The organism is Ornithinimicrobium sp. INDO-MA30-4, from assembly GCF_021535045.1.
Classification (GTDB): domain Bacteria; phylum Actinomycetota; class Actinomycetes; order Actinomycetales; family Dermatophilaceae; genus Ornithinicoccus.
Genome location: NZ_CP091056.1, coordinates 2,155,629 through 2,168,110, shown reverse-complemented (window position 1 = coordinate 2,168,110; position 12,482 = coordinate 2,155,629). Strand labels below are relative to the sequence as shown.

The 12,482-nt window shown below is 61.4% G+C and carries 11 protein-coding genes and 2 pseudogenes; 5 read left to right on the top strand and 8 right to left on the bottom strand.

Annotated features, from left to right (window positions below):
- Positions 1 to 192 precede the first annotated feature (192 nt).
- Positions 193 to 1,065 (top strand): alpha/beta fold hydrolase, encoded by an 873-nt coding sequence (locus L0A91_RS13000; RefSeq protein ID WP_235244820.1) that lies wholly within the window; start codon positions 193 to 195, stop codon positions 1,063 to 1,065.
- An 84-nt stretch (positions 1,066 to 1,149) separates the two neighbouring features.
- Here L0A91_RS13000 and L0A91_RS12995 read toward each other — a convergent pair whose 3' ends face one another.
- On the bottom strand, positions 1,150 to 1,419 hold the full coding sequence (locus L0A91_RS12995) for a hypothetical protein (protein ID WP_235244819.1): 270 nt from the start codon (positions 1,417 to 1,419) through the stop codon (positions 1,150 to 1,152).
- Positions 1,401 to 2,561 carry a C45 family autoproteolytic acyltransferase/hydolase gene (locus tag L0A91_RS12990; protein WP_235244818.1) on the bottom strand — a complete coding sequence of 387 codons (1,161 nt, stop codon included), beginning with the start codon at positions 2,559 to 2,561 and terminating at the stop codon, positions 1,401 to 1,403. Before L0A91_RS12990 ends, L0A91_RS12995 begins: the two co-directional genes overlap by 19 nt.
- Before the next feature lie 179 nt (positions 2,562 to 2,740).
- Here L0A91_RS12990 and L0A91_RS12985 point away from each other — a divergent pair, with 179 nt between their 5' ends.
- Complete coding sequence (locus tag L0A91_RS12985; RefSeq protein WP_235244817.1) at positions 2,741 to 4,081, top strand: NAD-dependent succinate-semialdehyde dehydrogenase; 1,341 nt, start codon at positions 2,741 to 2,743, stop codon at positions 4,079 to 4,081.
- A 105-nt stretch (positions 4,082 to 4,186) separates the two neighbouring features.
- Here L0A91_RS12985 and L0A91_RS12980 read toward each other — a convergent pair whose 3' ends face one another.
- Positions 4,187 to 4,972: a putative hydro-lyase gene (locus L0A91_RS12980; protein WP_235244816.1), complete on the bottom strand. Its 786-nt coding sequence runs from the start codon at positions 4,970 to 4,972 to the stop codon at positions 4,187 to 4,189.
- 69 nt (positions 4,973 to 5,041) lie between these two features.
- Positions 5,042 to 5,257 (bottom strand): biotin/lipoyl-binding carrier protein, encoded by a 216-nt coding sequence (locus L0A91_RS12975; RefSeq protein ID WP_220122261.1) that lies wholly within the window; start codon positions 5,255 to 5,257, stop codon positions 5,042 to 5,044.
- 181 nt (positions 5,258 to 5,438) lie between these two features.
- Between L0A91_RS12975 and L0A91_RS12970 the strand changes: the two are divergent.
- Positions 5,439 to 6,741, top strand: a pseudogene (locus L0A91_RS12970) (UDP-glucose dehydrogenase family protein).
- Here L0A91_RS12970 and L0A91_RS12965 read toward each other — a convergent pair.
- From L0A91_RS12965 to L0A91_RS12955, 3 genes and pseudogenes are all read right to left on the bottom strand, one after another.
- The gene (locus L0A91_RS12965; RefSeq protein ID WP_235244815.1) at positions 6,738 to 7,652 is read right to left on the bottom strand and encodes an ABC transporter ATP-binding protein; all 915 of its coding nucleotides are present in this window, start codon (positions 7,650 to 7,652) and stop codon (positions 6,738 to 6,740) included. The pseudogene L0A91_RS12970 and the gene L0A91_RS12965 sit on opposite strands and share 4 nt — an antisense overlap.
- Positions 7,639 to 8,538 (bottom strand): ABC transporter permease, encoded by a 900-nt coding sequence (locus L0A91_RS12960; protein ID WP_235244814.1) that lies wholly within the window; start codon positions 8,536 to 8,538, stop codon positions 7,639 to 7,641. Before L0A91_RS12960 ends, L0A91_RS12965 begins: the two co-directional genes overlap by 14 nt.
- A pseudogene (locus L0A91_RS12955) lies at positions 8,535 to 9,795 on the bottom strand (nucleotide sugar dehydrogenase). The gene L0A91_RS12960 and the pseudogene L0A91_RS12955 overlap by 4 nt, the downstream one beginning before the upstream one ends.
- 116 nt (positions 9,796 to 9,911) lie before the next feature.
- Here L0A91_RS12955 and L0A91_RS12950 point away from each other — a divergent pair.
- Together L0A91_RS12950 and L0A91_RS12945 are read left to right on the top strand one after the other, a co-directional pair.
- Positions 9,912 to 11,078, top strand: a complete 1,167-nt coding sequence (locus L0A91_RS12950) for a UDP-N-acetylglucosamine--LPS N-acetylglucosamine transferase (RefSeq protein WP_235244813.1) — start codon at positions 9,912 to 9,914, stop codon at positions 11,076 to 11,078.
- Positions 11,075 to 11,497, top strand: a complete 423-nt coding sequence (locus L0A91_RS12945) for a hypothetical protein (RefSeq protein WP_235244812.1) — start codon at positions 11,075 to 11,077, stop codon at positions 11,495 to 11,497. The genes L0A91_RS12950 and L0A91_RS12945 overlap by 4 nt, the downstream gene beginning before the upstream one ends.
- A 153-nt stretch (positions 11,498 to 11,650) precedes the next feature.
- On the opposite strand, the gene L0A91_RS12940 is transcribed toward L0A91_RS12945, so the two are convergent.
- Positions 11,651 to 12,373, bottom strand: a complete 723-nt coding sequence (locus L0A91_RS12940; RefSeq protein ID WP_235244811.1) for an ATP-grasp fold amidoligase family protein — start codon at positions 12,371 to 12,373, stop codon at positions 11,651 to 11,653.
- Positions 12,374 to 12,482: the final 109 nt, after the last annotated feature.

Below are 12,482 nucleotides of genomic sequence, written 5' to 3'. Positions count from 1 at the left end.
AGCGGCCACGGTCTCTCCGTGGCAGGAGGGTTACAAGCGTCCCACCGCGCTTCCAGGCTGCCATGCCTTGAGCTTTCAAGGCGGCAGTTATCCACAGAAAACTTACGGCGAACCCGATCACGATACCGGGCCAATCCGAGCCGGTCCAATCACCAGTTACACCGCGAGCGCCCGAGGTGGGAACATCGAGGTATGCCTGCACTTCCCACCCCCGCCGGGCACGTCCGGTATGCCGTCTCTGGGCCGACCGCCTCGGGTCGCCCTGATCTTGTCTTGCTGCATGGTTGGTGCAACGAGTCGACGTCCATGGCGACCCTGAAGGAAGCCTTCGGCACCGAGCACCGCATACTCGAGATTGATTTGCGTGGGCACGGTGAGAGTTCACGGGTTGAAGATGACGGGTCGATGGGCGTTGGTGGCGTACGCACCGGCGAACTTGGCGAGCCGGTCCCTAAGGCGCTGCGTGAAGTCAAGGTTGGCGACTACACCGATGACCTATGGGAGATCCTGCGCAAAACTCGACTGCGCGACCCGATCTTGATTGGCCACAGTCTCGGCGCGTTGATCGTGCTTGATGCGCTGGCTCGTGGCTATTCGGGACCGCAGGCACCCATCGCTGGTGTGCTGCTCGATCCAGCGCCAGTGGTCAATGCCGAGGTCAAGGCTAAGTGGGTGGAGATCGCCGAGAAGGTTGCAGTCGATCGCAACGGCCGTTTTCGCGCTGATTTTGCCAACAGCCTCTTTTTGCCGACTGACACCGTCGCGCGGCATGCCATCACCGAAACAATGGCCCGATTCCGGCCGGCCGTTGCTGCTGGGTCGGCCCGAGCGATTGCTGACTTCGATGGCGAGGCCGCAGTCCGCAAGGTCAACCACCCTCTGCTGGTGCTGCGGGCAACCACCGTTGAGCGCCAGCTCGTCATGGCAGCCAAAGAGGCTGGGGTGCCATTGACAACCGGCCAGACGGTTGGCGCCGGGCACTTCCACCACCTGGAAGTCCCCGAGCAGGTCATGCCGATGATCCGTCAATGGATGCGGGTCAACGAGTTCGTGAACCCTGACTAGCGGCTGGGCTTGTCACCGACGCTGAGAATCAACAGACCCTGGAATGGCACCGTAGCTAGCGGGTCCCCTCGGAAACGACTGTCATCAGTGCCAGCGCGACCAGGCCGCCTGCTTGCTGGTGCTCGCATACCCGGCGACTTGGCCCCACGACCCTTGTTGGGCCACCGTCCGTGCCGACTCACCGATAGCCAGACCCAAGTGCTCGCTCAGAGCTAGCAAATGCTGGAATCCAGCAGGGTCTGGCCAGGCTGCCAGGGCGTCAATCGCGGCTCGAGCCTGAGCCGCCCACTCTTGCGCCTCGCCCTGCGCATCAGCCTGACCTGGACCGTTTTGCTCTACTTCTGGCTCACCCATACATCCACTTTATCTTCACCGTCATCGAACGTCCGACGCCAAACGGCATCCGGCCATAGATAGGTGACTTCGCCACGGGCCGGGCGATACACGGCGGTGTACATCGTGCCGAAGCCAACACCATAGCCCTCCTGGCGCAGCGGCGCGCTCGTGAACGCCTCGCTCAACACGTCAACATCAACCCAAGCACCGGAGCACGCTTGCTTCAACGTGCTTTGTGCAACCTGCTGACGGGTCACCGAGTCCAGCGGTATCGCGATCTCTGGGAACTCAACCTCTTCCAGGCGGTGGTTCGTCGTGGCCCGCAGGTCGCTGACCAGCGGCTCTTCGCCGGGAGCAACATAGACCGACGCCGCGCCGCCGGCCGTGTCAACCAACGCCAAAGTGTAAGCCTGAGCGATCGGCAGCCGACGCAAGGCCTCAATGGCCGCTGGCACATCAGCGCAGGTCTCCAGCAGGTAGCGCAGGACGAGGGGAATTGCGAAGCCCGGTGCATCATCAGCGCGCGCTGGCCGACCGCCATAGGTCAGCGACACCGCCAGACCGTCTTCATTGGTGCCATCGAGCAAGCCCCACAGCAGATCACTCGTGCCGATGACCTTGCGGCCACCCGAATAGTTCGTGCTCGCAACGACCGACTCAAACAGCGCCGGGTCGTAGTCATAGTTGCGGATCAGCACCGGGTCGGGGCCATCCACGATCACTTGGGTGCAGCCCGCGGCAAAGATCGGCGCGCGCCACATCGTCAGAAACGCGGCCGCGACACTGTCGCCATCGGTCAGGCGGACCAAACGCTTCCACGTCGGCAGCAGCTCGGGCATGTGCTTGCTCAGCGCGGCCTTCGCTTCAGCCAATTCGGGGCGCGCATCAAGTCCGTCGGAGGCCCACCAGGCACGATATGCGGGCCATGTCGCGTCGTAGAGCGCCTTCCAGCGAGCACCGGGTTGGCTCTCGCGGTAGCCCGTCATGCTCAGGTGCTGCTGGCGCGCGCTGGCTGGCGTCTCCCACTTCGCCGGGGACACGACCTCCTGAGCCAGCGTGCGGTTAGCGGTGACCTCTGCCCAGGCCAGTCCGTATTCGATCCAGGCTTGCCAGTCGCTGGGGACGGTGGGCAACTGCGGCTTGTTCGTCAATGTTTGCATGACGTCAAGTCTGCATTGACGATCGCCCTCTCGTCAAGTTTCGATTGACGAGTGGAGCTGAAGGTGCCCGCCAGGCATACCCCACGGCAGGGACAGGCATACGGGAAGAGAGGCGCGAGTCTTGCGCGTTCACCTGGGGAGGGGTTGACTGATCGCAACGCTATAGAAAGGGCAAAACAATGGAGTATGCCGTTACTAACCCGGCCACTGGTGAAGTGGTGGAGACGTATCCCACCGCCACCGACGAGCAGGCAGCAGCCGCGCTCGACAAGGCCGCGGGCGCCTTCCCAACTTGGTCCAAGCAGACCAGCCGCGAAGAGCGCGCGCGCCTCATCTCGCGTGTCGCTGAGATCTACACCGAGCGCCTGGACGAGCTTGCTGACCTCATCGTTCTTGAGATGGGCAAGCCTCGCGAAGAGGCCGTTGGCGAGATTGAGCTCAGCGCAGCCATCTATCAGTACTACGCAGACAACGCCGAGAAGTTCCTGGCCGACGAGCCGATTGAACTGCTCGCTGGCACCGGCGACGCACTGATCCGCCGCTCCGGCATCGGCACACTGCTGGGCATTATGCCGTGGAACTTCCCGATGTATCAGATCGCTCGGTTCGCAGCACCCAACTTGGTTTTGGGCAACACCATCCTGCTCAAGCCGGCTCCGGAGTGCCCGCGCTCGGCTGCGGTGATTGAGCAGATCTTCCACGACGCTGGATTGCCCGAGGGCGCCTACGTCAACGTCCTGGCCACCATCGACCAGGTCTCGACCTATATCGCTGACCCCCGCATTCAGGGCATCTCGCTGACTGGCTCCGAGCGCGCCGGCTCATCGGTTGCTGAGCAGGCTGGCAAGCACCTCAAGAAGGTCGTCTTGGAGTTGGGCGGCTCCGACCCGTTCATCGTGCTGAGCACCAACGACATGGATGCAACCGTCGAGGCCGCTGTTGGCGCTCGAGCTGGCAACACCGGCCAGGCCTGCAACGGTGGCAAGCGAATGATCGTCGTCGAGGACCTCTATGACGAGTTCCTGGAGAAGTTCAACGCTGCCATGAAGGTCGCCATCGAAACCCCCATGGTCAACGAGGCCGCGGCCAAGAACCTGGCCAAACAGGTCGACACCGCTGTAGAGCAAGGCGCAACGCTGACCAGCGGCGACGGCGAGCGCAAGGGTGCTTGGTTCCCCGGTGGCGTGCTCACCGACATCACCCCCGACGACGACGCCTTCACCCAAGAGCTCTTCGGCCCGGTCGCCATGGTCTTCAAGGCTGCCAACGAAGAGGATGCCGTCGAGTTGGCCAACAACACGCCATTCGGCCTGGGTTCGTATGTCTTCACGACCGACGCAGAGCAAGCGCAGCGAGTGGCAGACCAGATCGAAGCGGGCATGGTCTTCATCAACGGCATCGACGCTGATGGCGCAGAGTTGCCCTTCGGTGGCGTCAAGCGCTCGGGCTTTGGCCGCGAGCTCGGCAAGTACGGCATCGAAGAGTTCGTCAACAAGAAGTTGATCCGCACCGTCGAGTAGTCCTCAGCGGAGCAGATGTCTCCTGGCGGAGCGATTTGAGCGATACAAGCATGGTTTCGCTCAAATCGCTCCGCCAGGCGCGCTTTCACCCGCCCATCCAGCCAGTCATGGCACCAGGTAGTCGCTATCCCGCGCATCCGTGATCAGCATGTGCCCCGGCGCATGGGTGATCGCCAACTCTGGAGCGCTCGCAGCAACAGCGGCCTGAGGCGTGACCCCACACGCCCAAAATACCGGCACATCGCCGGGCTCCATCAGTGGAGCATCGCCATATTCAGGCTTTCCTGGGTCACCAATCCCCAACTCACCCGGGTCGCCAATGTGCACCGGCGCCCCATGCACCGCCGGATAACGGCTGGTGATCCGCACTGCATCAACCACCTGATCTGCCGGGATAGCCCGCATCGACACGACGAGCGGCCCGTGAAAACTCCCCGCCGGCCGGCACTCACGGTTAGTCCGATACATCGGCACATTGGTCCCCGCGCTTAGATGCCGCACGGGCACTCCGGCCTCCATCAGCGGGTGCTCAAAGGTGAAACTGCAGCCGATGATGAACGTCACCAGATCATCGCGCCACACTTCACGAGCGTCGTTGACCTCATCCACCAGATGCCCATCGCGAAACACTCGATACTGCGGGATATCGGTGCGGATATCGCCGTCCAGCAATGGCCCCGAAACCTCACCAGCATCAAGCACATCAAGCACCGGGCACGGCTTGGGATTGCGCTGCGCAAACAGCAGGAAGTCGTATGCGAGGGCGCGGGGCAAGGCAATGATGTTGGCTTGGGTGTAGCCACGGCTCCAACCAGAGGTCGGCCTCACGAGGCCATCGGCAAACCGTCGCCGCGCTTGGCTGGGGCTGAGGTCAGCAAACTCTGTGCTCATGCGATCACCCTTGCGCTCGCACGCTGGCCCATTCGTCAAGGCGCTGACCGCCTCAGGACTGTGGCCGCGCTAGTCGATGACGACGAGGACGTCGCCCTCTTGGACAACATCGCCGGGGGTCACGCGGACATCTGTCACCGTGCCGGCATCTTCAATGATCATCGGGATCTCCATCTTCATGGACTCCAAGAGCACGACCTCTGCTCCGGCTTCCAGCTTTTGGCCGACCTCGACATGCACTTGTGCGACGTTGGCGACCAACTCGGAGGCGATGTGCTGCGTCATACCCCGATCTTGTCAGACTCCCGGCTGCCCTTGGGCAAATTGGGCCAAACTGGTGACGCCCGTCACTTATCGAGGTCACAGGCGTGTCAGTCGCATCACAATCAACGCTGCTGGCTAACAGGTTGCGACACGCCCCAGGTAGCGTCAATTTTGTCATTCTCGAGCGTCACGAAGGACTTTCATGCGTATTGCAGTTATCGGAACTGGCTACCTAGGTGCGGTGCATGCCGCTGGGATGGCTGAGTTGGGCTATGAGGTCGTCGCAGTCGACGTCGACGAGTCTAAGATCGAATCTCTACGCAACGCCAAAATCCCCTTTATGAGCCTCACTTCGAACCGCTCTTGGGCAAGCACGTTGACGATCGCTTGACGTTCACCACCGACTTCGCCGAAATCGCAGATGCCGATGTGCACTTCATCTGTGTTGGCACCCCTCAGCAACCAGGCGCTATGGCTGCAGATCTCACGTATGTCGATGCTGCCGTTGACTCCATGCTCCCCTTCCTTAAGGACGGGGCCCTCGTCGTCGGTAAGTCGACTGTGCCAGTGGGCACGGCTCAACGTCTCGCAGACCGCATCAATGAGATCACGCCTCGCGACGTCGATGTCGACCTGGCCTGGAACCCAGAGTTCTTGCGTGAAGGGTTCGCGGTTCACGACACCTTGCACCCCGATCGCCTCGTCCTTGGCGTGACCAACGATCGCTCTGAGCAGATCCTGCGCGAGGTCTACCAAGCCACGATCAGCGGCGACAGCACCCCCGTCGAGGTGACGAACCTGCCAACGGCGGAATTGGTCAAGGTCGCCGCAAACTCGTTCTTGGCCACCAAGATCTCCTTCATCAACGCCATGTCTGAGATCTGTGAGATCACTGGTGCTGATGTCACCAAGTTGGCCGACGCCATCGGGCATGACGACCGCATTGGTCGCAAGTTCTTGAATGCCGGCGTTGGCTTCGGCGGCGGTTGCTTGCCTAAGGACATTCGCGCCTTCTCGGCCCGCGCCGGTGAGCTAGGCGCTGCCTCGTCGCTGGCCTTCCTGGCCGAGGTCGATGCGATCAACCTGCGCCGTCGCGAGCACGTTGTTGAGATGGTTCGCCGCGAGTTGGACGGTCTGGCTGGCCGTCGGGTCGCCATCTTAGGCGCAGCTTTCAAGCCCAACTCAGACGACGTTCGCGACTCACCGGCCCTGGCGATTGCTGGCCAGTTGCACCTCAGCGGAGCCCAGGTCAGCATCTATGACCCCAAGGCTATGCCCAGCGCGGCCCAGATCTTTCCGACGCTGAGCTACGCCGACTCTGTCGAGGATGCTCTCCGGGATGCTGAGATCGTGCTGCACCTAACCGAGTGGAGCGAGTTCCGCGAGTTGGACCCCACCACTTTGGGAGATCTGGTTGCTTCAAGTTGATCATCGATGGCCGCAACTGCCTCGATGTCGATGCCTACCGCGCTGCCGGTTGGATCTATCTAGGCCTCGGTCGCTAGCGAAACACCACTCCAACAGCGAAATGCTCCGGCTGAGTCATCGACTCGGCCGGAGCATTTTTATGATGCTTGAGAAAACTACGGTGCGTCGTCCACGGCCGTGGCAGCCTCTTTGCTGGCGCCGCCTTCTTAGCAGGACGCTTCTTGACTGGATACTTCTTGGCGTAGGCCGAGGCCACTTCTTCGGCGGGACCGTCCATGATCAAGTGCCCCTTGTCCAGCCACAAGCCGCGGGTGCACATGCTCTTAATTTGGCTGGCCGAGTGGCTCACTAGAAAGATGGTTCCGGCACCCTCTCGGATCTCTTCGATCCGCGCCGATGCCCGCGCCTTAAACTCAGCATCGCCCGTCGCCAGCGCCTCATCCACGACGAGAATGTCGGGGACCTTGACGGTGGAGATAGCGAACCGCAAACGAGCAGCCATACCCGAGGAGTAGGAGCTCATCGGCAAGTTGATGAAGTCGCCGATATCCGCGAACTCAACGATCTCGTCAAACTTCTCGCGCACCTCACGGCGGGTCAGGCCCAAAGCTTGGCCACCGATCATGATGTTGCGGGCCCCGCTGAGATTCTTCATCAGGGCAGCGTTAACACCCAGCAATGACGCTGTGCCATTGAGATAGATGCTGCCGCCCGTGGGTGGAATCAACCCGGCCACAGAGCGCAGCAGGGTGGACTTGCCCGAGCCGTTGCGCCCGATCAGACCAACCGCTTCACCCTTGTATGCGGTGAAGGAGACATCTTTGACTGCATGGATTGTGCGGGTTCCGACTTGGGATTTAGCCCGGTTCTTGGCTCGGGATAAAACACCGGTGACGGTCTCGTCCCTACTCTGCGAGCCAGCACCCAGGACTTGATAGCTCACGTCAACATTGTTGGCGATGACGGCCGGGGTCCTACTTATGTCCATAGGTTGCCTCACCTTGCCAGAAAACGATCGTCCCAATAGCCATCAGAGCAACTCCCCAGCCAGCCGCAATAGCCCACATGGTCCAATCCACAGGGAACTGCTCCATCAGCGATTGCCTCAGGATCGACAGACACAGAGCGACGGGTTGATAGTCCAACAGAATCTGCACCCAGCCAGTGGCATATGCGGAGATGACGAAGAACACGCCGGAGATATATCTGAGGACACGCGTTAGCAGTGGGACGAAGTTGCCCGCATCACGAACGGCGTAGACCAGACGTGAGAACAGCAACGCCAGACCGGTGGTCACCATAAACGTAATCAGGATGCCCACCGGGAAGAGCAACCACGACGTGGTCGGGCGCTCTCCCGAAAGCAGAGCCACCCCCACAGCCATGGCGAACGCAGGCAGAGTGGCAAATAGCTCGGTGATGGCCACGGAGATGGGCAGGATGACGCGTGGAAAACGCAGCGCACGCACCATGCCCATGTTTCCGGTGATGGCCTTAGACCCAGCGTTCATGCCGGCGGAGATGAAGATGAAGCTAAAGAGCCCGATGATCAAGAACGTGGGGTAGGTACCCGGCTCGAGACCCCGATCAGTCCCCAGGAGTAACCCAAAAATCAAGTAGTACGCTGCGCCGACCATCAGCGGGTTCAGCACGCCCCAGATCTGACCAAGCACGTTCTGCTGATGCCGGGACGCATAGTCTGCGGTCGACATGGTGATCAAGAACGAACGGTGCCGCCACAGGTCGACCAGATACTTACCCAGCGGCGGGCGTACCCCGACCTGTTCCATCCCGTGATCCTTCGCCAAGGCGGCAGCCTGGGCCGGAGTCATACCCGGGATAGAAGTTTCTTGGTCGGGGCCGCCTAATGTCACAGTCGCGTGACCTTCTCGCCCTCAGTCACCACACCGCGGGTGTCGAAGAAGACGTTGGCCTGCGAGGCCAAGTCATCAACGTCGTAGCCCTTATGGTTTTGCACCAAGACGGTCAGGTCTGCGGCAGCAGCACCGGCACCAGGCTCTTCGACGCGGTCTACAGCGTCGCCGAGTGCCTTCCACTCGCTCACGTGCGGGTCGTGGAACTGGACCGTTGCGCCCTTGGCCACCAACTGCTTGGCCAGCGGAACAGCCGGGCTTTCGCGCTGATCAGCGATGTTTGGCTTGTAGGTCACGCCGAGCAGCAGCACGGTGGATCCCTTCAGCGACTTGCCCTCGTCATTCAAGATGTCCTGAATGCGCGAAACCACGTAGGCCGGCATGCCCGAGTTGATTTCCTGAGCCAACTCGACAAAGCGGAAGGGTAGCCCAAACGCGAGCGCACGTTGTGCGACAGGTAGTTGGGGTCAATCGGGATGCAGTGACCGCCGACGCCAGGGCCGGGGTAGAACGCCTGGAAACCGAACGGCTTCGAGGCGGCTGCATCGATGACATCCCACAGGTCAATGTCCAACTCGTGGCAGAACCGAGTCATTTCGTTGACCAGGGCAATGTTGATGTGGCGGTAGGTGTTCTCCAGCAACTTGGCCGTTTCGGCCTCCTTGGTGCCCTTGGCGCGCACCACGGTGTCGACGAAGTTGCCGTAGAAGGCAGCCGCAATCTCAGAGTCTTCGGGGTGTAGCCACCGACGACCTTGGGGGTGTTCTTGGCGCCGAACTTGGCGTTGCCGGGGTCAATACGCTCGGGTGAGAAGGCCAGGTGGAAGTCCTTGCCAGCGACCAAACCGCCGGCCTCCAACTTGGGCTTCACAACCTCATCGGTCGTGCCCGGGTAGGTGGTCGACTCAAGAATGACCAGCATTCCTGGCTGCAAGTTGCGCGCAACCGCGTCAACAGCACCCTCCACGGCGCGCAGGTCCGGTCCGCCGTCTTCGGACAGCGGGGTCGGCACGCAGATCACGGCCACCTTGGCCTGAGCGATCTCGGACTCATCAGTGGTGGCGCGGAAGCCACCCTTAATCATGTCGGAGATGTCGTCGTTAGACAGGTCGTCCACATGGGACTCACCGGCGTTGAGGGCGTCGACGACGCCCTGGTTGATGTCGAAGCCGAGCACAGTCATGCCTGCCTTGGTGGCTTCTTCAGCCAACGGCAGACCGACGTAGCCCAGTCCGATGATCACAGCGTCAACAGCCACGATTTGTGCTCCTCAGTTTGGGGTCAGACGGGTGGACCGCGTCATCACACATACTCACAGACCAGTCCACATCAACGTGCAGCATATCCCAGGCGGCCCGTGAAATAGTGAATTCAATGAGTGCCAACGACCCCCTCCACCACGATTCGCAGCGTCGCGCTGAGGGCTTGGCCACACCTTTCGGCTTGGACCCTGACCTGCATGTCTTCGCTCAGCCCCTACCGGAGCCGCCATCACCCCTGTCACCTGCACTGATGATGTCTAGCAACGGCACTGGCATGGGGCACCTGATGCGTCTGTTAGCGATCGCCATGCGCATGCCCGCCCAGCAAGCTGTGTCATTCATGTCACTCTCGGGCGCAGCGGATGTGATTGAACGCACCCGGTATGCCTGGGAGCACATGTCCTCCTACCGCCCCGGTTTCTCTGGGTCGGCGTGGGAGCGCCAACTAGCTGCCCGGCTGCGGACCGCGCTCGACCAGTCCGGCGCCGGGGCGCTGATCTTTGATGGCGCTGCGCCGTACCGCGGCTTGCGGATGACCGCCGCTGAGCACCCAGACGTGACGTCAGTATGGATGCGGCGCGGGTTGTGGAAAGAGGGTTTGGGTGGGCGACACCTGCGGCACAGTGACGCCTTTGATCTCATCATTGAGCCAGGCGAGTTAGACGGCCGCCTGAGCGTGCCTGATGGTGGGGCTATCTCGGTGGGACCGGTGACCCTCGTCAGCCACGATCAAGTGCTGTCTCGCGCCGAAGCCAGGCAAGTTTTGGGGCTTGATCCAAGTCGACCAACGCTCTTGCTCTCTCTCGGCGCCGGCAAGATCAACGACACGAGTTCGGTGGCTCGCACGTTGATCGATGCGATTGCCGAAACTGACTGGCTGGTGATGGTACCCAGCAATCCCCTCGCGGTCGGCCAAGCCCCCGACAACGTGCGCACCTTCCGCTCGCTGCCCATGGCACACCTGATGCCAGCCTTTGACGGTGCGGTCGCTGCCGCTGGCTACAACTCCGCTTATGAGTTGCTCAATGCTCGAGTCCCCAGCCTTTTCCTGCCCAACACCGCGACTGGCATCGACGACCAGACCGCCCGAGCGCAGATGTTCGCCGATGCCGGTGTGGGTCTCATCGCCCAGAACGATCCCACGAGCGCCCTAGAGGGCTTGCAGCAACTCCTCGATATCTCCGTCCGGACCGAGATGAAGCGCAACCTCGACAGCCTCAACCTGCAAAACGGCGCGGCCGCTGCTGCCCGCCTCATCACGGAGGCGGTGGCCCGATGATCACTCGCTACTCCTCCGCCATTGTTCGACGCATTCGTTGGCGCATAGAGCTGCAGCGCACAGCGTGGACCGTGGTCTTAGCTATGGATGTCGATGACCCGCAGATTCGAGCTGAGGCCGCCGATGCCTTGGGCGATCAACCGACAATGTGGGTGACGACCTCAGCCACGTTGGGTCCGACGTTCCCCGATACCTGGATCGTTCAGCGCCTCGACCCGGACAACCTGCCCGCTGATGTTGTGCACACCGTGATGCGTTGGGCGCTGGGCACCATGCGGGTCACCAAACTTGTTGACCTGCGCGACCTGGACAGCGACAAGCCAGTGAACTCAGCAGCCATCCGGCTCGCCTGGGCCGCGGCAACGGCGCCTCCGCCCATCCCCCGCGACCCTCTGCTTCAGCGGATCAAGCGTTTGTAGCCGCGTCACTCGCAGAACCACACCAAACGTCACACTTTCGAGTGCGTCCTTCCTCCAAGGGCATCAGCGAATGCGACCAGTGATCCGCCGGATAGAGGTTTTCTGCGGGATGGTCGCCATACGAGCGACCTGCTGGTCTGCCTCGCAGAACGTCTAACTCAAGGCGGGCCGTGGCCTCGTCCCAAACCCGACCCATGTATTCGTCGTGCTCGGGCCGATAGGTCTGTGGGTCTCCCGGGCTCTCGTTATTTCACCCAGAACAGGCCCTACCGTGGTCTGATAGAGGTCCACTCGGGCGAAGGGGACTCCTAGAGCGCGGCTGAGATGGCTGGCGATCTGCACCATCTCGGCATAGTCGACTGGCATTTCGATCGTGTCATCGACATCCATCGCCAACATCACCGCCCCCAAGTCTGTGCCCTCCGCTGACACGTAGCGTCGCCGGTGCTCACCCTGCAGCCCGTGCGTGTCCACGTGTCGCAAGAGCGTCATCATGACTTCTCCATGGCAGACATAAATTTTGACGTCATCCGGAAGCGGCCCGCTATGCGCCTGATCCAAGAATTCTTCAGCAAAGTACGGTCCCGCAATCTTGCCGGTTCCCTCGCGTGCCTCAAAATGTTCAACCACCGACGCCATCGTGAAGCTGCCCTGACCGTCCACCAACTCATACGAGTCGAAGCCGATTCTGCGCAGCGGCAAGACTCCCCGCCCGCTCGATCCTTGATCTGACTTGAGCACAAATAGGTCGGGCATCTCCGCAAGGTCGATGGCACTGGGCGTTGGCCAGACCTCCAGGACTCTCGGGACAGATACACCATGACTCTGGCCAAATCGGTAGTTGTGCAACTTGTATTCGATCTGGTTATAAGGCATGAGGTGCTCTGGGTCCATTTGTGCCCAGGGCAAGACAAAGCGACGCCACCTTCGAAGCGACCGGTGAAATGATGGGGCTTTTGAATCGCCTTGAGCGTCGACTTTTCAG